A 20,661-nucleotide genomic window follows, 5' to 3' on the forward strand; every position below is an offset into this window, starting at 1 on the left:
CTCTTTGGTTGTTCTATTGTTTCTTACGCTTCAGCCATTCTTTCAGCTGCTTCGCAGTCATCGTGTTTATGACCTGCTCCGGCTGCAGAAGTGCCTTTTTGGCAATGGATATACCAACGTCCATATGATCAAGCATGCCAGGATTATGGGCGTCCGTATTAATTGCAATACGAACATTATGCTCAGCGGCTTTTCTCAGCCAGTCGGCCGAAAGATCAAGGCGATTGGGATTGGCATTCAGCTCCAGAGCCGTATTTGTTTCGCCTGCCCGCTTCATCAGCCGGTCGACATCCACTTTGTATCCGTCCCGGCGTCCCAAAAGTCTTCCTGTCGGATGGGCAATAACATTTACTTCCGGGTGCTCCAGAGCCTGCTCCATCCGTTTCATAATTTCTTTTTCGGTCTGCGAGAAGGAGGAATGGATGGAAGCAATCACAACGTCGAGCTCTTCAAGAACTTCATCCTCAATATCAAGCGTTCCGTCCGGCCGGATATCCATTTCAATACCGGCAAATATTTGAATATCTTTTTCTTTTTCTCTGACGTTTCGTATTTCTTCTATCTGCCTGCGGATTCTTTCTTCATCCAGTCCATGGGCAATGCGGAGGTATTTGGAATGGTCTGTGAGCGCCAGCCATTCATAGCCGTGCTTCTTCACTTCCTCCACCATCTCGCGAATGGAAAGAGAACCGTCGCTCCACGTGGTGTGCATATGAAGATCACCGCGGATGTGTTTCTTTTCTATATATGGATACGGCTGCCGGAATTTATCCGTTTCATCTCTCCCCAGGCGTGCTTCGGGAGGAATAAAGTGCAGGCCAAAGTGGTCGTAAAATTCGGCTTCATTCTGAAACGTTGTCTTGCGTCCATTTTGATCTTCAATGCCGTATTCACTTAATTTTTCATTTCGTTCCTTTGCCAGCTGGCGCATTTGTACATTATGATCTTTAGATCCGGTGAAATGGTGCAGAGTGCTCGCAAAATCTTCTTCCTCTACCAGGCGAATATCTACTTGAACGTTATATTCCCCTTTAATTTCAATGCTGACCTTGCTTGTACCGTCGTTAATAACCTTCGTTACTTCGGACAGTTCCACCAGCTGTTTGCGGACATTTTCTGCATTTTCCACACTCATAATATAATCCAGGTCCTTCACCGACTCTTCCACCCGGCGCAGGCTGCCCGCCCGTGCGTATCTTTGTACACCTTCCACTTGTTCAAGAGACGCTTCAAGCTTTTCGGCCATTTCCAGCATATAGGCAATCGGCAGCCGTTCCGGACGTTTGCCTTCTTCCGCAAGCGCTTCGAGTATTTTCTGCTCGGTTTTCGCTCCGAAGCCTTCGAGATTCTGCACTTCATGGGTTAAACACGCCTGTTCAAGCGAGTCCCGGTCCGTTATGTCGAGTTCCTGATATAGCTTCGACACTTTTTTCCCTCCGAGTCCGGGCAGCTTCAGCAGCGGAATCAATCCCTCCGGCACTTCTTCTGTCAGCGTCTGCATCAGTTCGGTTTCCCCGTTATTGTCCCGCCATTCTTTTATCAACGCAGCTGTGCCTTTACCGATGCCTTTTAAGCTGCCTGCATCTTCAATTTCATTTAGTGAACGCTCATCATATTCAAGCGCCTGAGCCGCTTTACGGTAGGCAGAAATTTTAAATGGGTTCTCTCCCTTGATTTCCATATATACAGCGATTGTTTCCAAATGGCCGATCAGATCTTTTTTATTCATGCTATTCTCCTCCACATGTCAGCTTTAATCATGTTAGGCATTCTTTTTTGAGTATAACGGGAGTTAATAATTCTGTCTAAGCTCACGCCGCCGGGCTGAAGACATAAAAACAGACTCCCCTGTGAAACGCAGGGAAGTCAGCCTTCATCCTCTATTGGGCCGTCCATGTTCCCAGGGTCTGCCGGCATGATTTGCTCGTACCAGCCGGAAAGCCATGGGGTTTCATGTAATATAAAGCTCGCGACTGCCGAATTGTTTACTACCGGCTCAAGAGCCGGAAACGGCATCAGCATAGCTGCAGCCAGCACAACGAATAAAATCACGTACGCCTCCAGCACCCCAAGTACGCCACCAAGCCAGTAATTGATTGTTCTAAGCACCGGAAGCCTGGCAATGCCGCCTGCGGCTCCGGTTAAAAAGCCGGCGATGATGCGGGTGCCGATAAATAAAAGAAGAAAGGCGATCGAATAATAAAACAGGCTGCGGGTATCAAAAGCAGCCAGGAACGTCCCTTCCGCCTGCTGGCCGAATGGGTAGGGGATCCATTGTTCTAAAAACTGCGCCACTTCTTCATAGAATAAAAACGCAACAATAAACGCTGCCACCAGACTGACAAGGCGTAGCAGTTGAAGAACAAAGCCTCTTTGAAGCCCAGTAAAAAAGCTTCCGATTAAAATCACAACAAGCAGAACGTTTATTACTATTTCCATAGCCATTATCCTTCAGAATCTTTGTCCTTGTTTACTTCTTCTTTGAGTTTTATATAGTCATCTACTACGTTTAAAGCCGTCAATACCGCCAGGCGGGTCGTATCCAAATAAGGATTGTATGCTTTATACTCCTTCATTCGCTTATCTAAATAATTGGCGACCTGATTAATATGCGAGGGTTGTTCATCACCGACAATCGTGTACTGCTGGCCGTATATTGTAACCGTAGTGCGTTTTTTACTTTGATCATCAGCCACGTCTTCCGCCCCCTGTTCTTGAATGTGCCTTTTCTTTAATAGTAACAGATTCCTTAATAGTAACAGAATAAAAAGGCTCTGAATATCCTTCCCTGTACAGTACCTTTATTAAACCGGGAGATGCCCGGCAGCTGTTTACTGCCTGAGCTCTGCCCCCGTTTTTTCTTCAAGCATGCGAAGCACCTGGTCGTGTGCGGAGCTGACCTCTTCATCGGTCAGCGTTCTTTCCGGATCCAGATACACCAGGGTGAACGCCAGGGATTTTTTGCCGGGCGTCAGATTCTCGCCCTGATAAACGTCAAACAGGGAGGTGCTGTACAGCGTACTTCCCCCGGCGGACTCAATGACCTCTTTTACTTCAGCTGCAGGGACGCTTTCATCTACAACGATCGCGATATCACGGGTAGTGGAAGGGAACCGCGGCAGCGTTTGATAACGAACCGGCGTTTCTACCGCCTGAAGCAGGGACGTTAAATCAACCTGCAGGGCATACGTTTCGGCTATATCCCAATCACCCGCCGTCGTTGGATGAATTTGGCCGACATATCCCACCGTCGTCCCGTCAAGCTGTATATCTGCGGTACGGCCGGGGTGCATATCACTGCGCTCTGCCAAAGTGAATGAAGCACGGCTTTCCACGTGCAGCTCTTCAAGAATGCCTTCAGCAATGCCTTTCATCACATAAAAGTCTGTATTTTTCGTTTCTCCCTGCCATAGGTGGCTTTCCCATCTTCCGCTTACTACCGCAGCAAGCATAATACGCTCTTCCGGCTGAACAGCGGCATTTGCTTCTTCGGAAAGAAACACCGAGCCCATTTCAAACAGGGCGATGTCTTTCGTCTGACGGTTGCGGTTATAGCTTACTCCTTCAAGGAGCTGAGGAATCAGGCTCTGCCGCAGCACTCTGCGGTCTTCACTCATCGGCATGGATACTTCCATTGTGTACTTTTCCGGGTACAGCGTGAAACGGGACGCTGAGCTGGCGGTTGTCAGGGAATAGGTGACAGCTTCACTCAGCCCGGCACTTTCCAAAAAGCGGCGGACTGTCCGTTTTCTTTTTTGCTCGGCAGTCAAGCTTCCGGCTGTCGTAGCCCCTTTGGGCAGTGTACTCGGAATATCCTGATAGCCGTGCATCCGGGCAATTTCTTCTGCCACGTCCTCTTCAATGTGAATATCCGGACGCCGGCTCGGGATATATACTTCGATACTGCTCGTTTCCTTGTCGGCGGTCTGAAATCCGAGACGTTCAAGAATACGTACCATTTCTGAACCGCTGAGTTCCATTCCAAGCAGCTGATTGATACGGCGGTCACTCACCCGGACCCAGCGGCCGCCCGGCTCCCGGTGGTCCTCCTGCTCGATGCCCTGCAGCACAGAGGCACCCGCATATTCAGCGAATAAATGTGCCGCCCGGTCTGCTGCCTGCTCTACTCTCTCTGTGTCGAGTCCCCGCTCGTAACGGACACTTGCATCGCTTCGTATCCGCGTATCTTTTGACGCCTGGCGGATCAGGGACGGATGAAACAGGGCTGCTTCAAGCAGAATATTTGTTGTCTGGTCGCTGACCTCAGAGTGCTCTCCGCCCATCACTCCTGCGAGAGCTGTCGGTTTTGTGCCGTTGGTTACGACCAGATGCTCCGTCGAAAGGTGATGCTTATTACCATCGAGCGTTTGTATTTCTTCATCTTCGAATGCTCTTCGCACGAGCACTTCGTCGGAGCCGAAGGCGTCAAAATCAAACGCATGCAGCGGCTGCCCGTATTCAAGCAGCACATAGTTGGTAATGTCCACGACGTTGCTTATCGGCCGGATACCTGCAGCCATCAAACGGTTCTGCATCCAATACGGTGAGGGCTTCACCTGAATATTTTCAGCGATTCTTGCTCCGTAATAAGGAGTATCCTCCCCGTTTTCGATTTTTACATTGACCGCTGCTGATGCAGACTTTTCGCTTTCTTTTACCGAAGTCACGGGGAGCTGAACGGCCCGATCAAGCTGGGCCGCTACTTCGTAGGCGACCCCGAGGATGTTCAGGCAGTCGGCACGGTTTGGCGTAATATCCAGATCCATCACCGTATCGTCCCAGCCAAGAGCTTTTACCGCATCTGAGCCCGTATCTGGATTTTCATCAAAAACGAAAATGCCTTCAGCCACGTGTTTAGGAACCAGCTTGGCTTCCACCCCAAGCTCCTGAAGAGAACAGATCATGCCGTTGGATTCCTGGCCGCGGATTTCCGTGGCCTTAATTTCCATGCCCCCGGGCAGCACAGTGCCCGGCTTTGCCACTACGACCTTCTGTCCGGCTGCCACGTTGTCAGCACCGCAAATAATCTGTACAGTTTCTGCTCCCTGATCCACCTGGCAGATGTTTAAATTATCCGCATCCGGATGCTTTTCGGCTTCGGTAACATATCCGACCACGCATCCCTCAATCGGTTCGGCACGCCGGTACAGGGCGTCCACTTCCACACCTCCCGTAGTCAGGCGATCAGCAATTTCTTCGGGAGTAATATCTTCAATATCTACGTAATCTTTCAGCCATTTATATGAGATCAACATGTCCGCATTCTCCTTCTATACTCGAGTGAATTGTTTTAAAAAGCGCATATCGTTTGTGTAAAAATGCCGGATATCATCAATGCCGTATTTCAGGAGGGAGAAACGTTCCACTCCCATTCCAAAGGCAAAGCCGCTGTATACGTCCGGATCAAAACCGCTCATTTCCAGTACGCGCGGATGCACCATTCCACAGCCGAGCACTTCAATCCACCCGGTATGCTTGCATATGCGGCAGCCTTCCCCGGCGCAGATGCCGCACGAAACATCGAGCTCTGCAGACGGCTCTGTAAACGGGAAGTAGCTTGGGCGGAGGCGGATTTCTCTTTCCTCCCCGAAGTATTTCTTCACAAATGTTTCGAGCACTCCTTTTAAATCACTCATCCGGATATTTTCATCAACCATCAGTCCTTCGATCTGCATGAACTGGTGGGAGTGGGTAGCATCATCATCGTCCCGGCGGTAAACTTTGCCCGGGCAGATGATTTTGACCGGCCCTTCGCCGTGGTGGCGTTCCATCGAGCGGGCCTGTACAGGCGACGTCTGCGTACGCAGCAGCAGATCACTGCTGACATAAAAAGAATCCTGCATATCCCGGGCCGGATGATCTTTTGGCAGATTCATAGCTTCAAAGTTGTAATAATCGGTTTCGACTTCCGGTCCTTCAGTCACTTCGAATCCCATGCCGATAAAGATATCTTCAATCTCTTCCACCACGCTCGTCAGCGGGTGCTTCGCCCCGCGCTGGACTTTACGTCCCGGAAGCGTCACATCAAGCGTTTCTTTTTCGAGCTTTTCCTTTAATGCTTCGTCGGCAAGCGTTTTTGTTTTTTTCTCCAGGCGCTCCTGAATGGCTTCACGCACTTCGTTTCCTTTTTGGCCGACAACAGGACGCTCCTCCTTGGACAGCTGTCCCATTCCCCGTAGCACTTCCGTAATCGGGCCTTTTTTGCCTAAGTATTTTACTCTCACTTGCTCTAATTGTTTTGTATCGCCAGCTTCTTCAATCTGCTGCAGCGCTTCCTGCTGCAGTTCTTCCAAGCGTTCTATCATATCCTGGTTCCCTCCATTTTTATGCCAAATAAAAAGAGCCCTCTCCCTGAAAGGGACGAAGGCTCGCGGTACCACCCTTGTTAGCTGCAGTGCACAGCTCACTTTCCTGTAACGACAGGTTCCGGCACGCTTTTCTTCCACAGGGAATACTCCAGCGGCTGCTCCGAAGTGAATTCACAAATCCTTACTGTAAGGTATTTTCAGTCAACGATACCTTTTCCCTGTTCAGCAGGAAGCAATGCTACTACTCTTCATCTGCGCATTTGTGTTTATATGTTTCAATATGAATTATTATAGAAAAAGCCCGGCCCGATTGCAACCATCACCAATCCGTCTGCTTCAAATGATACAGCAGGATGCCGGCAGAGACTGCTGCATTTAACGATTCTGCCTGACCCGGAATCGGAATGTACAGGTTCTGGTCGGTCCGCTCAAGCCACTTCTTTTGCACACCGGCTCCTTCATTGCCAATAATTAACGCGAAGTAAGGCTGCGGCTCAAGTGCCGAATACGACGTTCCTTCGTCAAGCGAAGTGCCGAAGCACGGAATGTCCGTTTCCTGCAGCCATTCCAGCCATTCGCCCAGGTCCTCCTGCAGGACCGGCACATGAAACAACGAGCCCTGCGTTGCCCGGACCACCTTTTCATTGTAAGCATCCACCGTACCTGTGCCGAGAACAACCACACCTTTTCCAAGCGCATCCACCGTCCGGATAATCGTTCCCAGGTTACCAGGGTCCTGAATGCTGTCGACCAGCACGAAAAACGAATATCCGCCGCTTTTGACATTAGAAAATTCAGGAATTCTGCATACGGCTACGATATTTTTCGGTGTTTCCGTCGAGCTGATTTCTTTCATGACGCTTTCTGTTACCTCTGTCGCCGGTGTTGGTATTTCGTTAAATACCTGCGGCCACTCTTTATGCTCTTCGATAAAAATTTCTTCAATCCAGGCCTGTGACCGGACGGCTTCAGTCAGCGCATGGTCTCCCTCAATTAAAAAAAGCCCTGACTTTTCCCGTTCCTTACGTTTATGAAGTTTTTTTATCTCTTTTACTTTCGGGTTTTTTGTCGATTCTATCCGCTTCACTTCGCTGTCTCCCCCAGTATTTTCTCTCATCGTAGCATATTTTGCCCGGCGGCAGAAAGAAAATAAACAGCCCTCCCGTCCATCGTGGACAGAAAGGCTGTGTTTTTATGCTTCGTACGTTAATGACTCTACTGTGTCGCGGTCCAAACGCTTAGCAATTTCTACGATTAGCTGCACGGCATGCTCGAAGTCGTCCCTGTGCAGTATAGCCGCATGCGTATGAATATAGCGGGTCGGAATCGTAATAGCCATAGCTGGTACTCCTTCTCCGGACAGGTGAATAGACCCTGCATCTGTACCGCCGTTTGCCATCATGTCAAACTGGAAAGGTATTTCTTTCTCTTCAGCCACACCGACAACGAAATCACGCAGCCCTTTGTGTGCGATGACGGAGGCGTCCATCATAAGGAGCTGTGGTCCTTTACCGATTTTCGCTCTGGCATCGCTACTTGTGACGCCCGGCGTATCTCCGGCAATCCCTACATCGACAGCAAAGCCGATATCCGGCTGAATAAGGTTGGTTGCTGTTTTCGCTCCACGCAGGCCAACTTCCTCCTGTACAGCGCCGACGCCGTAAATTTCATTCGGATGGGATTCGTTTTCAAGACGCTTCAGCACCTCAATCGCGATAGCACAGCCAATACGGTTGTCCCAGGCTTTCGCCATCAACAGTTTTTCATTATTCATCACTTCAAAATCACATACCGGCACGACCGAATCCCCCGGACGCACTCCGAATGATTCTGCTTCTTCCTTACTCGAAGCACCGATATCGATGAACATATCTTTAATTTCCATTGCTTTCTTGCGCTGCTCCGCCGGCAGAATATGCGGCGGCTTTGAGCCGATTACGCCGGTAATATTTCCTTTTCTCGTCATTACCTTCACCCGCTGGGCGAGCATCACCTGGCTCCACCATCCCCCAAGGGTCTGGAATTTCAAAAAGCCATTCTCATCGATTCCTGATATCATAAAACCAATTTCGTCCAGATGTCCGGTAATCATTAATTTCGGGCCACCGGCCTGACCGGTTTTTTTAGCAATCAGGCTTCCCAGCCGGTCGGTGCTCATTTCATCGGCATAAGGAGAAATATACTGAGTCATCACTTTTCTCGGTTCCTGTTCGTTCCCCGGAACGCCGTTTGCGTCCGTAAGGTCCTTTAGCATCTGCAATGTTGGATCTAATTCTGCCATTTCATGCTGCCTCCTTTATGTACGGTTGTTTTACACACACAGGCAAAGGGAAAATATTATTAATGCTGCGAATTAATATTCTCGTCAATACAAGCGGTGTGGTGCGGGTTCTTCCATATTCAGTATAAAGAACTTTGCCGCAGGGCTCAAACATAATCTATCATACCCTGGTGCCTGTGAAACTTTTTGGCAGACTGTGCGTATATATTAGAAATGGGGAGACTTATGTACGCTTAATCCGATAGATGCAGAGGAGGGTGTAAAGATTGGGTATTCTTTTACGAGTGCTGCTGTTGATCGCTCTTATTATTATCATATACTCGTTTTGGAGGTACTGGAATAATTCAAGGAGAAAGCTGGAAGCCGCCCACCATAAAAAACAATTCTATCTGCTTGATGACCATCGAAACGTGCGGAAAAATTTACTGGCTACCCATAAAGGCGTCATGTTTGAAGGCGAAAAATACGTAGGTACAACCGAAAAAGCGTTTGAAGTAGTTACGATTTCGCTGTGGGTGATTGAAAGCGAGCATTTGCGCGGCTTCCAGCGCGAGGATTTCACCTTTCTCGAGCGGGAAATTCTCTCCCTCTATCCGGAAGCTGCCATCGAGTGGAACAGTCCGGTGAAGGAGTTCATGCAGCAGCTTGAAGCAAAACAGCCCGAAAAACAATAAAAAGCGGAACGCCTCATTACCGGGCGCTCCGCTTTTTTTGCTTAATTTAAGTTTGATTTCGCTTTTTCAGCAAGCTCTGCGAATGCTTTTTCGTCGTTTACCGCAAGGTCTGCGAGCATTTTACGGTTCATTTGGATACCGCCCTGCTTCAGGCCATGCATCATGCGGCTGTAAGACAAGCCGTTTAACCGAGCTGCTGCGTTAATACGTGCAATCCACAGCTTACGGAATTCGCGTTTGCGCTGGCGACGGTCCCGGTAAGCATACTGCAGGGACTTCATTACCTGTTCCTGTGCTGTTTTAAACAGTCTGTGCTTAGAACCTCTATAACCTTTCGCGAGTTTTAATACTCGTTTACGTCTGCGACGTGCCACATATCCGCCTTTTACTCTTGGCATCGTCAACCCCTCCTTAGCTTATCTCAATTATTTGGTCGTGCTTATTTTTTCGTTTTTGGCAGTAGTGTCTTGATACGCTTGTAGTCGGACTTGGAAACAAGCTCCGGCTTACGAAGGTTACGCTTTTGCTTTTGGGATTTATGCGAAAACATATGGCTCGTGAATGCGCGTGCGCGTTTTACACGGCCGCTTCCTGTTTTGCGAAAACGTTTTGCTGCTCCGCGGTGAGATTTCATTTTTGGCATAAGTGACATCCTCCTTTTTTAATATAACGGAATAACCGCTGTCTATTCTTCTTTTTTGGATTCTTCTTTTTGTTCCCGTTCCTGCTCTGCCTTTGGAGCGAGCATGAGGAACATGCTGCGGCCATCCATTTTCGGCTTCGTTTCAATCGTACTCACGTCTTCACATTCTTTTGCAAACCGGTCAAGTACTTCTTTACCGATATCCGAGTGTGTGATCATACGACCGCGGAAGCGGATAGCTGCTTTTACTTTATCGCCTTTAGACAAAAACTTCCTTGCGTTACGCAGTTTTGTATTAAAGTCGTGTTCTTCAATGCTCGGGCTCAAACGAACTTCTTTCACGTTGATCGTTTTTTGCTTTTTCCGGGCTTCTTTATCTTTTTTCTGCTGTTCAAAACGATATTTACCGTAATCCATAATACGGCAGACAGGCGGTTTCGCGTTTGGAGCGACAAGAACAAGGTCAAGGTTTTCTTTTCCGGCCAGCTCTAAAGCTTCGTTTCTTGATTTTACTCCAAGCTGCTCTCCGTTAGCGTCGATGAGTCGAACTTCACGGGCACGGATGCCCTCGTTTACCTTTTGGTCCTTACGAATAATAAGCCACCTCCAGAAATTTAGTGCGCGGGGCTTCCACGCAAATACATACCATTGGCACAACGAAAAAAACGTGCAGACACCCTCTGAAACAGAGAAGCGCCCACACGTATACAGAATATATGCTCTACACATTCAATATATTGATAATAACCAGCCAACGTTTGTCGGTCAGGTGAGAAGCGGGCGCTTCTTCTTTAAGGGATTAATTATTTTCACACTAGGACATCTTAGCACGGGCTCATTAGGACGTCAACCATTTCATCGATATTCATTAATAGCCGCTGTTACATTTTCCACAAAATCATGCAATGGCTGTGATTCCGAGTCCTGCTGACCGTACCTGCGTACATTTACGGCGTTTGCTTCCTGCTCTTTGTCGCCAAGCACAAGCATGTAAGGAATTTTCTGCGTCTGGGCTTCACGGATTTTGTAGCCGAGCTTTTCATCCCTCGTATCCACTTCAACCCGGACATCCGATGCCTGCAGCGCCATTTCCACTTCTTTCGCGTAATCGAGATGAACGTCAGGTGAGACCGGTATGATTTTCACCTGAACAGGAGAAAGCCACGTCGGCAGAGCTCCTTTGTACTCTTCAAGCAGAAAAGCGATAAAGCGTTCCATCGTGGACACAATGCCCCGGTGGACTACTACCGGGCGGTGTTCGCCACCGTCGCTTCCAACATACGTGAGATCAAAGCGTTCAGGCAGATGGGTGTCGATCTGGACGGTGGAAAGCGTCTCTTCTTTGCCCATTGCTGTTTTTACCTGGACATCGAGTTTCGGACCGTAAAATGCTGCTTCCCCTTCTGCTTCCACGTATTCAGCGTCAATCGCATCCATCGCTTCTTTCAGAATGCGCTCGGAATTTTCCCACATCTGGTCGTCGTCCACGTATTTTTCTTTATCCTCCGGGTCCCGGTAGGAAAGCCGGAAGGTGTAATCTTTGATGCCGAAATCATGGTAGACTTCACGGACAAGGCGCACAGCACGGATGAATTCATCCTTCAGCTGATCCGGACGGGCAAAAATGTGACCGTCGTTTAACGTCATCGCCCGCACCCGCTGCAGACCGGCAAGTGCCCCCGATTTTTCATAACGGTGCATCGTTCCGAGCTCTGCAATGCGGACCGGCAGATCGCGGTAGCTGTGCTTTTTATTTTTATAAACCATCATATGGTGCGGACAGTTCATCGGCCGCAGCACGAGTGTTTCATTATCCATTTCAATCGGCGGGAACATGTCGTCCTGATAGTGGTCCCAGTGGCCCGACGTTTTATACAGTTCAGAGGAACCAAGCACCGGCGTATACACGTGATCATAGCCGAGACGCACTTCTTTATCCACAATATAGCGCTCGATAATACGCCGGATCGTGGCACCGTTTGGAAGCCAGAGCGGCAGCCCCTGTCCGACTGTCTGACTTGTCGTAAATATGTCGAGCTCTCTGCCAATTTTACGGTGGTCGCGCTCCTTAGCTTCTTCGAGCATCTTCAAATGATCATCAAGCTGAGACTGCTTTTCAAAGGCGGTGCCGTAAATACGCTGCAGCATTTTATTGCTGCTGTCTCCGCGCCAGTACGCCCCGGAAATGTTCATCAGCTTAAACTTTTTCAACTTGGATGTCTGCGGTACATGCACACCGCGGCATAAATCGACAAATTCTCCCTGCCGGTAAAGCGCAATCTGTTCTCCTTCCGGGATGTCTTCAATCAATTCCAGCTTCAGCTCATCGCCAAGCTCTTTAAAAAAGCGGACCGCTTCTTCCCGGAACACTTCCTCGCGAATAATTTCAAGATTCTCATCGATGATTTTATTCATCTCTTTTTCGATTTTGGGAAGGTCTTCCGGAGTCAACTGGTGCGGCATGTCAATGTCATAATAAAACCCGTTTTCAATCACCGGGCCGACGCCAAGCTGCACGTCATCAAACAGACGCTTCACCGCCTGGGCCATCGCGTGTGCGGTGCTGTGCCGGAGCACTTCAAGTCCTTCCGGGGACTGGTAGGTGATGATTTCAATCTGACCGTCTTCCCGGAGCGGAGTGCGGAGATCCACCATTTTTCCGTTAATTTTTCCTGCCAGCGCACTCTTTTTCAATCCCGAGCTGATACCGCCGGCTACTTCTTCTGTCGTTGTGCCAATGTCGTATGATTTTTCATTTCCATCTGGAAATATGAGCGTAATTGTCTGTTCTGCCACTGTGATTTATCCTCCTTTTATTACTGTATTAAACAGAAAAATACATAAAAAAGCCCGCCCCCTCGAAAGGGGCGGGCTCAGCCGCGGTTCCACCCTAGTTTCCGTCCCTTGCACAGAGACCACTCTATCCGGGTAACGGCCGGGGGTCCGCCGGCAGATACTGCTGTTCCCTGCCGAAGCTCCGAGGGGGTAAAAACAAAACGGTTCGTAGAGAACTTCCAGCCGTGGTTCTCTTCTCTGGGACGCCTGTTTTATTTTCATGTCCTCATCCTTGCATTTTCCTTTTCGCTATTTCAGCATAGCGAAAAGCTTCTTATCATGCAACCTGTAGTTAGTTTTGCATTACAAAATCTTTTTCGCTGTTCTCTTCTCCCTCAAACACCCGGAGCGTATGATACTTCGTGTTACGCTGAGCCGGCGTGTAGCCTGCTTCACGTATTAAACGAAGAATCCGGTTGATGTTCACTTTGTGTGTGGTACCTGCTGAAGAGACAACATTCTCTTCCATCATGGTACTGCCAAAGTCATTACAGCCGTAGGAAAGGGAGCGCTTCCCTGTCTCAGGCCCTGCTGTTACCCAGGAGGACTGGAAGTTCGGGATGTTGTCCAGGAATAAGCGTGATATGGCTACGTTCCGGAGATAGCCTTCCGGTGTAATACGCTCGCCTTTCATGCTTGTGTAATCCTGCTGGAAGGTCCAGGATATGAAGGCCAAAAAGCAGTTGGATTCGTCCTGGGCCTCACGAATGCGCCACAGGTGTTCTGCCCGCTCTTCATTTGATTCACCAAAGCCGATAACCATCGTTGCCGTGCCGTGCATACCGACCTCTTTAGCCATTTTCATGCAGTCGATCCATTGATCGGCCGTACATTTCAAGCGGCTGATCCGTTTTCTCGTTTTTTCCGTGAGAATCTCAGCACCGCCGCCCGGAAGCGAATCCAGACCTGCTTCGTGCAGAGCCGTTAATACCTCTTTCAATGACAGCCCGGACACTTCCATCATTTTGTACACCTCTGCCGGCGTAAACGAGTGCATCGTCACGTCAGGGAAGTGACTTTTAATTTTTTTGAGCAGGTTCGTATAGTATTCAAATGGGAGATTCGGGTTAGTCCCGCCCTGCATCAGAATTTCGTCTCCTCCAACGTCCTGGAGTTCTTTAATTTTCTGCAGAATCTGGTCATCCGAAAGAAGGTAGCCCTCTTCCGATCCCGGCCGGCGGTAAAATGCACAGAAACGGCAGAAGGTGTCGCAGACGTTTGTATAATTGACATTCCGCCCTATGTTAAAGGTAGCGACAGGCTCCGGGTGCCAGCGTTTTTTAATTTCATCCGCGGCAGCCCCCATTTTTTCTATTTCATCGCTCTCATACAAGCGCACAGCGTCGTCCATTGTCAGTCGTTCTCCGTTCAGTGCACGTTCCAATATTCCATCAATGCTCATTTTTGTATACCCTCCAGAAAATTCCTTTGTGGCGCTCGCATGAAAATATCGCGAATCCAACCCATTTTCTGCATGCTGGGCGCTATCATCATGTTAGCATATTTATTTGTATTATACACTTAGAATGCCCTGTATATTCCCAGTTATCCCCGGCGGTTCTGTCCGTCCATGAATACTTCTTCTGTGAACGGGCGGATGCGCTCCATGATGCGCTTAGCTTTCAGTCTCTCGTTACCGCCTTTCTGGGAATACGTCAAATGCTCTTCAAGTTCACTGTAATCATAATTGGACGTATAGACAGTAGGGAGTTTTTCCATCATCCGGTACTGCAGAATCACCCCTAAAATATCGTCTCTTGTCCAGGCACTCATCGACTCGGCTCCAAGGTCGTCGAGTATGAGCACCGGCACGCCTTTGACGCTGTCCACCTTTTCCCGTACTGTATTATCCGATAACGATTCTTTAATCTCCCGGAAAAAGTCCGGCACGTGTACAATCATCGAGCCGATATTGCGCGCCGCCAGTTCATTCATAATCGCTCCGGCAATATACGTTTTACCGACCCCGAATTTTCCGTACAGATAAAGCCCCTGTCCGTCTTCCCCGGGTACGGTGGTGGATGCGAAGTGAAGTGCTGCGGTCCCTGCCTTCGCTCTTGATTCATGGTCCATATCCACCTGGTCAAAGGAAGCATGCAGTATTTCTTTCGGAATATAATAGCTTTTAATCAGCGCCTGTCTTTTTTTCTTTTCATCATCGTGTACCTTTAATGAACAGCGGTGATAGGCCACCGTTACTTTTCCTTTGTCTTCCATCAGTTCCGGCTGGTACCCCTGCATCAGGTTTGGGCAGTTTTCAAGCCCCGGACAGGCATCACAGTTACTGCGTTCCCGCTTGTACTCAAATAAAGCTGCCTTATTTTTTTCATATTCTTCCGCTGGTATGTGCGGATGACGGCGCTTGAAATCGATAACCCCCGGATAGGCAAATACTTCTTTTTCGAGCCTTGCCATCCGCTCCTTCCAATCCTTATCCATCCATCTGTTCAACGAGGAACCGATTGAATCCATCCAGCCGCCTCCTTTCTTTTAACGATTTGCTCTTTCCCGTCGTTCCTTCAGCATTTCTTCAAAGCGCTCTCTTTCCTTCGACAGCTGCTCATCCCGCTTGGAGCTTTCACCCTCCGCCGGCGTATTTTCCGTCTGCTCTTCTTTTTCCATCCACTTAGGCAGCTTATCGTTTCGGACATACCCCTGAGACCGCTTATTCGTATAATTGTTTTTAGGTGCCGTCCGTTCCTGGGCCTGCTTGTGCTCTTCTTTCGCAAGCTTCATGGCATCCTCTACGGTATGTACTTTTTTCCTTGTCCACTGGCCGGCGATTTTATACACAAGCGCTTTGCTTAATTTCATATTATTTTTCTGCATCACATAATCTGTCAGCACGTTCACCACTCCCGGTGATAAACGGTAGCTGAACAAAAGCTCTTCAACTAGATGAATATCGGACTCCGGTACAGTCGCTCCCCCGGCCACTGAACGAAGAAAAGTCACCGGGGACGTCTGTTCATAAAACTGCTTCATCTGCTCCTGTTCGGACACGGGCCGCTCCTGTGCCGGCACTGGCTCCTGACGTTCTGTACGGTTTCCGAGCGCAGGCGGGGCTGCTCCGTGCTCCATGCGGTAATGATTTTTTGCTTTTTTACGCAGCTCTTCTATATTTACTTCATCGTCCGCGGATAAGGACTCCTGAATTACTTTTCCCATATCAATCGGAGAGAGCTGATACACAAAAGCAAGACGGCGGACGGTCTGCTGCAGCGACGGCGTTAACAGCCGGGAGGCATCAAGAAAGGAAGGAAGCGAAGCTTTTAGCAGCTCCATATCGAATCCATTCTCTTCAAGCTGCAGACGTGACGGTTCACTGCCGCCGATAAACTCTGTTCCCTCGTCTGCCGGAGGCGGTTCAGAAGCCATTTCCGATGCATGCAGGGACGCAAATACTTCATTGAACGAAGCCGTAATTTCTTCTGCGGCCCCGGGCACAGCTGAAATGCCAAACCGCTGGCGCAGCTGAATATATTTGCTTTTCCCAAGGCGGTTATACAAAAATACGCTTAGCACATCATCCTGAAAAAAAGCCCGCGGCGACATGGGCGGCTGGATATCATACACAAATGTTTTATCCTGTGATTGTGTTTCTAATTCATAAACCCTGAGAAGCCCGATGCCCTCAAGCAGGCGGCGGGCAGCGTAAATTTCATTTAAAGGCATCTGCAAAAAAGCCATCAGTTCATGATGGGTTGCTTCGGAGCTTTCATAGCAGTCTTTTTCCAATTTATTCTGCAGAGTCTGGTAGAGAGCGATCGCTTTGCTTCCGACTAACGGCTGGTAGAGCATAGACATCGTTTTATCCGTGCTCTCGCTGAATTCTTTACTTGTGCGAACGTAGTATCCGTCCACCGGTTTCACTTCCATCCAATGCAGACTCAAAGCGCCGCCCTCCTTTTTATGATTTTGATGAATCCTCTTTATTTTCTTTATCAATCAGTTCTTTTAATTCATTGATGAATACATTTATATCACGAAACTGCCGGTAAACAGAAGCAAAACGGACGTAGGCGATTTCATCAATATCCGCGAGCTCTTCCATGACAAGCTCCCCGGCTTCTTCGCTTTTCACTTCCGTCCGTCCTTCTTCCCGCAGTTTATTTTCGACCCTCGAGACGATACCCTCGAGCGTTTCCATTGGGATTGGCCGCTTTTCACAGGCCCTGATCAAGCCTCTCAGCATTTTTTCCCGGCTGAATTCCTCCCGGTTACCATTTTTTTTCACTACGACGAGCGGCAGTTCTTCCACAATTTCAAATGTGGTAAAGCGGTGGTGGCACGTATCACACTGACGCCGGCGCCGGATGGAGCGGCCTTCATTGCTCGGCCTCGAATCCAATACACGCGTGCCATTGGAGTAGCATACAGGGCATTTCATTATTATCATCTCCAATTTGATGGGCGATCTCTATTTTTATTGGTTCTATCATATCACATTCGCTCCTGGCGGGAGGATGACAATTTGTGTATTTCTTTGAATCCCTTTTGCTGCAGGCAATAAAAAACCGTTCAAGCACAGACAGCTGCTTGAACGGTTTTCGTATGCGTATTATAAGGCATTTGCTTCCGGACGTTCTACACGGATAGGCCCTGTGCCGCGGGGAATCTCTATTGTTTCTTCCGCTTCGGCACCGAGTGAACCGGCAATATATTTAGCCGCCGTATTCGGATCAATATGGTCCCCGCAGGTATACACATCGATGCTGGCATAGCCGTGTTCCGGAAAACTGTGAATCGTTAAATGCGATTCTGAAATAATGACTACTCCGCTTACACCCTGCGGAGCAAATTTATGAAAAATCACTTCTCTTATCTCAGCGCCTGCTTTTAAAGCGGCGTTTACAAAGATACGTTCGATTGCATTTACATTGTTTAAAGTTTCTCCGTCACAACCCCAAAGCTCGGAAATAACATGGCGTCCCATTGTTTCCATGGTACGTTTCCCCCTTTGTTTCTTTTTATTACATCATTAGGTCGCTGTATTTATATCGGCCCGTCACGTTTTAAAGGCTACTCTGGGGGAAAGTTAGTCCAATTTGGCACTAACCCTTGCAGTAACCATTGATATGCCCGTATACGCCTGAAAGCTGTGCATTTCTGCCGTTAAATTCAAAGACGCAAAGGCACGAGATTCAGTATACGACGTTTATTTGCAATTTGCAACCAGTTTTCCCACGCAGCGTCTTTAAACCTCGAATATACGGCCTGAATGCCTATATACGCTTCATATCTTCTGTATTTGCTATCTACAGAGGATAAACAAAAAAGCGCCCCGCTCACGGGACGCTTTCCCATATTAACGATTTTTAAAACGAAGCAACGGAAGAGTACCCGACAGCCGGTTCACCGACCATTTTTACCAGGTCCACCACCCGGCAGGAGTAGCCCCACTCATTATCGTACCATGCAAGCACTTTAACCTGGCGTTCATTGATAACCATGGTGGAGAGCGCATCGATAATGGATGAATTTTCGTTTCCATTAAAATCCGTCGATACGAGCGGCTCCTCGCAGTAGGAAATGATACCTTTTAATCCCTGCTCTGAAGCCGTTTTTAACGTTTGATTGATTTCTTCCTCTGTCACCGGACGCTTCATATCAATTACCATGTCCACAAGCGACACGTTCGGTGTCGGCACCCGGAGAGCCATGCCGTTCATTTTTCCCTCCATGGAAGGAATCACCTCTGAAAGAGCTTTAGCCGCTCCGGTAGAGGTCGGGATAATCGACTGGCCGCAGGCTCTCGCCCGGCGAAGATCCTTATGGGGGTTGTCCATATTGTTCTGGTCATTGGTGTATGCATGCACAGTTGTTATTAAACCGCTTTCAATGCCGATGTTGTCTTCAAGCACCTTGACGACCGGCGCAAGGCAGTTTGTCGTGCAGGAGGCATTCGAGATTACGTGGTGGCGTTCCGGATCGTAATCTTTTTCGTTTACGCCCATCACGATGGTTGTATCGACTTCTTTACCGGGAGCAGTTAATACTACTTTTTTCGCTCCCGCTTCTATATGCATTTCAGCGTCCGGTCCACGGTTGAATTTCCCCGTCGCTTCGACCACGATATCTACACCGAGCTCTTCCCAAGGGAGTTCGAGGGGATTACGGTTTTGCAGCAGCCGTATTCGTCTGCCATCCACAATCATCTCGTTCCCTTCGGATTTTACATCAAGCGGAAACGGACCGTGCACACTGTCGTATTTCACTAAATGAGCCAGCGTTTCAGGAGGATACATGGCATTGATGGCCTTCACTTCAATTTCAGGGTCCATCATTGCCTTTCGAAAAACCATACGCCCAATTCGTCCGAAACCGTTGATCGCTATGCTTGTTTTCATTTAATATCCTCCTCTGGAAATATGTTATACTTTTATAAGTAAAATCTAAAAATAGTATAACACATTGACAGCGCATTCTTGCAACCTTTTTTTAAAAATAACCACTTTCTTTTACAAAAAGTGGTTATCCCCGAGTTTCTATTTTATTTTCCATTGGTGAAGCAGCTCGTTCACCTGGGTTTTTGTTTCCTGTTCTGTGCCCGAATTATCGATCACTGCATCTGCGAGGTCTCTTTTTTCTTTCAGAGGCATTTGCGATTTGATTCTCGCAGCCGCATCTTCTTCTCCCCGGCCGTCACGTTCCACCAGCCGCCTTTTTTGTATCGCTTCATTTACATAAACGACGATAACGCGGTCGACCAGAAAGTTTAAATTATTTTCGAGCAGAAGCGGAATGTCGAGCACAACATGTTCATTTCCTTCACGTACAAGATCATCCCGTTTGGTCATCATGCGCTGCCTGACAGCCGGATGAATAATTTGATTGAGCACCTGGCGCTTTTCAGTATCATTAAAAATTACAGAGCCTAATTTTTTTCTGTCGAGTGTTCCATCAAACTGGAGGATTTCCGGACCGAAATGCTCAATAATCTGCTCCAGGGCAGGCTCACCCGGCTCCACCACTTCCCGTGAAATCACGTCAGCATCGATCACCGGCAGTCCCTGCTCCCGCAGGGCGTCTGCCACCAGTGACTTACCGCTTGCTATTCCGCCTGTAAGGCCGATAACCATTCCGTCCCCTCCTTCGTCTGGCAGACTGGACAGTAGTGCGTGCCCCGGCCCGCTACTACAGCCCGTTCGATTTCATGACTGCATACTTTGCACGGCTCCCCTTTTCTTCCATATACAAACAGGTTTAATTGGAAAGCGCCAGCCTGCCCGTCTCCATTCACGTAGGAACGCACCGTGCTTCCTCCCTGTTTTACTGCTTCTTCGATCACTTCTGTTATCTGCTTTCGAAGGATTTCCAGCACAGGCTTGCCAAGTCCTGCCGCTGGAGCGTCCGGCAGAACACCCACCCGGAACAGCGCTTCATCCACATAAATGTTTCCGAGCCCCGCAATAATTGATTGGTCGAGCAGCACCGCTTTAATACTGCGTGAGGTTTTTTGAAATCGGCTGTGCAGGTAATCGGCGGTAAAAGAGGTGTCACGATAAGGCTCCGCCCCGAGCTGGTTCAGCGGTTTTTCGTTCCACTCCTCTCCGCGGTTAAACACGTGCATCGTGCCGAATTTCCGAACGTCACGGTAGCGGAGCTCCGTGCCATCGGTGAAATGAAAACGCACATGCGTGTGTTTGTCCGGCTCTCCGCCATCACTCCATTCGTAACGCCCTTCCATACGCAGGTGGGAAACAACAGCCAGATCTTCAAGATAAATGACTAAAAATTTCCCTTTACGGTGCACCCGCTCAATCGTCTTTCCCCCAAGCATCAATGAAAAAGCTTCATGGTCATCGGGGCGCTTAATAATATTAGGCCAGTATACTTTCACGGTCTCCACCGTTTTTCCAACGGCCGTCTGTTCTAAATTCCGGCGGACCGTTTCAACTTCCGGTAATTCAGGCATCG

At 48.7% G+C, this 20,661-nt stretch carries 20 protein-coding genes and 2 other annotated features; of the genes, 1 reads left to right on the forward strand and 19 read right to left on the reverse strand.

Translation table 11 applies throughout. From position 1 onward, the window contains the following. Nucleotides 1-13 precede the first annotated feature (13 nt). From polX to BLV22_RS10280, 7 genes are all read right to left on the reverse strand, one after another. On the reverse strand, nt 14-1,729 hold the full coding sequence (gene polX / locus BLV22_RS10250) for a DNA polymerase/3'-5' exonuclease PolX (protein ID WP_091614780.1): 1,716 nt from the start codon (nt 1,727-1,729) through the stop codon (nt 14-16). A gap of 137 nt (nt 1,730-1,866) precedes the next feature. Further along, entirely contained in the window at nt 1,867-2,439 is a 573-nt protein-coding gene (locus tag BLV22_RS10255) for a CvpA family protein (RefSeq protein WP_176967738.1), read from the reverse strand. A 5-nt stretch (nt 2,440-2,444) separates the two neighbouring features. Beyond that, the gene (gene zapA, locus BLV22_RS10260) at nt 2,445-2,696 is read right to left on the reverse strand and encodes a cell division protein ZapA (protein WP_022793126.1); all 252 of its coding nucleotides are present in this window, start codon (nt 2,694-2,696) and stop codon (nt 2,445-2,447) included. A gap of 135 nt (nt 2,697-2,831) precedes the next feature. After that, nucleotides 2,832-5,255: a phenylalanine--tRNA ligase subunit beta gene (gene pheT, locus BLV22_RS10265; RefSeq protein WP_091614786.1), complete on the reverse strand. Its 2,424-nt coding sequence runs from the start codon at nt 5,253-5,255 to the stop codon at nt 2,832-2,834. Nucleotides 5,256-5,270: 15 nt separating this feature from the next. Further along, nucleotides 5,271-6,305, reverse strand: a complete 1,035-nt coding sequence (pheS, locus tag BLV22_RS10270) for a phenylalanine--tRNA ligase subunit alpha (protein WP_091614790.1) — start codon at nt 6,303-6,305, stop codon at nt 5,271-5,273. 48 nt (nt 6,306-6,353) lie between these two features. Then, nucleotides 6,354-6,572, reverse strand: a binding site (T-box leader). A gap of 55 nt (nt 6,573-6,627) precedes the next feature. After that, complete coding sequence (locus tag BLV22_RS10275; RefSeq protein WP_091614792.1) at nt 6,628-7,395, reverse strand: TrmH family RNA methyltransferase; 768 nt, start codon at nt 7,393-7,395, stop codon at nt 6,628-6,630. Nucleotides 7,396-7,500: 105 nt separating this feature from the next. Next, complete coding sequence (locus BLV22_RS10280) at nt 7,501-8,589, reverse strand: M42 family metallopeptidase (RefSeq protein ID WP_091614795.1); 1,089 nt, start codon at nt 8,587-8,589, stop codon at nt 7,501-7,503. 266 nt (nt 8,590-8,855) lie between these two features. Between BLV22_RS10280 and BLV22_RS10285 the strand changes: the two genes are divergently transcribed. After that, nucleotides 8,856-9,263 (forward strand): sigma-w pathway protein ysdB, encoded by a 408-nt coding sequence (locus BLV22_RS10285; protein WP_091614798.1) that lies wholly within the window; start codon nt 8,856-8,858, stop codon nt 9,261-9,263. Between the two features lie 41 nt (nt 9,264-9,304). Here BLV22_RS10285 and rplT read toward each other — a convergent pair whose 3' ends face one another. From rplT to mutM, 12 genes are all read right to left on the reverse strand, one after another. Then, the gene (gene rplT, locus BLV22_RS10290; protein WP_091614801.1) at nt 9,305-9,661 is read right to left on the reverse strand and encodes a 50S ribosomal protein L20; all 357 of its coding nucleotides are present in this window, start codon (nt 9,659-9,661) and stop codon (nt 9,305-9,307) included. 41 nt (nt 9,662-9,702) lie between these two features. Further along, nucleotides 9,703-9,906, reverse strand: a complete 204-nt coding sequence (rpmI, locus tag BLV22_RS10295) for a 50S ribosomal protein L35 (RefSeq protein WP_022793119.1) — start codon at nt 9,904-9,906, stop codon at nt 9,703-9,705. Between the two features lie 42 nt (nt 9,907-9,948). Beyond that, the gene (gene infC, locus BLV22_RS10300) at nt 9,949-10,563 is read right to left on the reverse strand and encodes a translation initiation factor IF-3 (RefSeq protein WP_245724070.1); all 615 of its coding nucleotides are present in this window, start codon (nt 10,561-10,563) and stop codon (nt 9,949-9,951) included. After that, nucleotides 10,562-10,704, reverse strand: a sequence feature (ribosomal protein L20 leader region). It overlaps the preceding gene by 2 nt. A gap of 57 nt (nt 10,705-10,761) precedes the next feature. Then, nucleotides 10,762-12,702: a threonine--tRNA ligase gene (thrS, locus tag BLV22_RS10305; protein WP_091614806.1), complete on the reverse strand. Its 1,941-nt coding sequence runs from the start codon at nt 12,700-12,702 to the stop codon at nt 10,762-10,764. A gap of 331 nt (nt 12,703-13,033) precedes the next feature. After that, nucleotides 13,034-14,143 carry a cyclic dehypoxanthinyl futalosine synthase gene (gene mqnC, locus BLV22_RS10310; protein ID WP_091614809.1) on the reverse strand — a complete coding sequence of 370 codons (1,110 nt, stop codon included), beginning with the start codon at nt 14,141-14,143 and terminating at the stop codon, nt 13,034-13,036. A gap of 143 nt (nt 14,144-14,286) precedes the next feature. Beyond that, on the reverse strand, nt 14,287-15,213 hold the full coding sequence (gene dnaI / locus BLV22_RS10315) for a primosomal protein DnaI (protein ID WP_091614811.1): 927 nt from the start codon (nt 15,211-15,213) through the stop codon (nt 14,287-14,289). A gap of 18 nt (nt 15,214-15,231) precedes the next feature. Next, entirely contained in the window at nt 15,232-16,635 is a 1,404-nt protein-coding gene (locus BLV22_RS10320; RefSeq protein WP_091614814.1) for a replication initiation and membrane attachment family protein, read from the reverse strand. Between the two features lie 16 nt (nt 16,636-16,651). Next, the gene (gene nrdR / locus BLV22_RS10325; protein ID WP_022793114.1) at nt 16,652-17,131 is read right to left on the reverse strand and encodes a transcriptional regulator NrdR; all 480 of its coding nucleotides are present in this window, start codon (nt 17,129-17,131) and stop codon (nt 16,652-16,654) included. 171 nt (nt 17,132-17,302) lie between these two features. Next, a complete protein-coding gene (gene speD, locus BLV22_RS10330; RefSeq protein WP_091614816.1) occupies nt 17,303-17,686 on the reverse strand; it encodes an adenosylmethionine decarboxylase in 384 nt (127 codons plus the stop codon). A gap of 373 nt (nt 17,687-18,059) precedes the next feature. Next, a complete protein-coding gene (locus BLV22_RS10335; protein ID WP_091614819.1) occupies nt 18,060-19,091 on the reverse strand; it encodes a glyceraldehyde-3-phosphate dehydrogenase in 1,032 nt (343 codons plus the stop codon). Between the two features lie 138 nt (nt 19,092-19,229). Continuing rightward, nucleotides 19,230-19,823, reverse strand: coding sequence for a dephospho-CoA kinase (gene coaE / locus BLV22_RS10340; protein WP_091614822.1), 594 nt, complete (start codon nt 19,821-19,823; stop codon nt 19,230-19,232). After that, nucleotides 19,796-20,659, reverse strand: coding sequence for a DNA-formamidopyrimidine glycosylase (mutM, locus tag BLV22_RS10345; protein WP_091614825.1), 864 nt, complete (start codon nt 20,657-20,659; stop codon nt 19,796-19,798). The genes coaE and mutM overlap by 28 nt, the downstream gene beginning before the upstream one ends. Nucleotides 20,660-20,661 lie beyond the last annotated feature (2 nt).

The organism is Marinococcus luteus (genome assembly GCF_900106595.1).
Classification (GTDB): domain Bacteria; phylum Bacillota; class Bacilli; order Bacillales; family Marinococcaceae; genus Marinococcus; species Marinococcus luteus.

What these genes read in the sequence shown, in the direction of transcription:
- polX (WP_091614780.1), bottom strand. Translation starts at nt 1,729, where the DNA reads ATGAATAAAAAAGATCTGATCGGCCATTTGGAAACAATCGCTGTATAT.
- BLV22_RS10255 (WP_176967738.1), bottom strand. Translation starts at nt 2,439, where the DNA reads ATGGAAATAGTAATAAACGTTCTGCTTGTTGTGATTTTAATCGGAAGC.
- pheT (WP_091614786.1), bottom strand. Translation starts at nt 5,255, where the DNA reads ATGTTGATCTCATATAAATGGCTGAAAGATTACGTAGATATTGAAGAT.
- pheS (WP_091614790.1), bottom strand. Translation starts at nt 6,305, where the DNA reads ATGATAGAACGCTTGGAAGAACTGCAGCAGGAAGCGCTGCAGCAGATT.
- BLV22_RS10280 (WP_091614795.1), bottom strand. Translation starts at nt 8,589, where the DNA reads ATGGCAGAATTAGATCCAACATTGCAGATGCTAAAGGACCTTACGGAC.
- rplT (WP_091614801.1), bottom strand. Translation starts at nt 9,661, where the DNA reads ATGCCAAGAGTAAAAGGCGGATATGTGGCACGTCGCAGACGTAAACGA.
- rpmI (WP_022793119.1), bottom strand. Translation starts at nt 9,906, where the DNA reads ATGCCAAAAATGAAATCTCACCGCGGAGCAGCAAAACGTTTTCGCAAA.
- mqnC (WP_091614809.1), bottom strand. Translation starts at nt 14,143, where the DNA reads ATGAGCATTGATGGAATATTGGAACGTGCACTGAACGGAGAACGACTG.
- dnaI (WP_091614811.1), bottom strand. Translation starts at nt 15,213, where the DNA reads ATGGATTCAATCGGTTCCTCGTTGAACAGATGGATGGATAAGGATTGG.
- nrdR (WP_022793114.1), bottom strand. Translation starts at nt 17,131, where the DNA reads ATGAAATGCCCTGTATGCTACTCCAATGGCACGCGTGTATTGGATTCG.
- speD (WP_091614816.1), bottom strand. Translation starts at nt 17,686, where the DNA reads ATGGAAACAATGGGACGCCATGTTATTTCCGAGCTTTGGGGTTGTGAC.
- BLV22_RS10335 (WP_091614819.1), bottom strand. Translation starts at nt 19,091, where the DNA reads ATGAAAACAAGCATAGCGATCAACGGTTTCGGACGAATTGGGCGTATG.
- coaE (WP_091614822.1), bottom strand. Translation starts at nt 19,823, where the DNA reads ATGGTTATCGGCCTTACAGGCGGAATAGCAAGCGGTAAGTCACTGGTG.
- mutM (WP_091614825.1), bottom strand. Translation starts at nt 20,659, where the DNA reads ATGCCTGAATTACCGGAAGTTGAAACGGTCCGCCGGAATTTAGAACAG.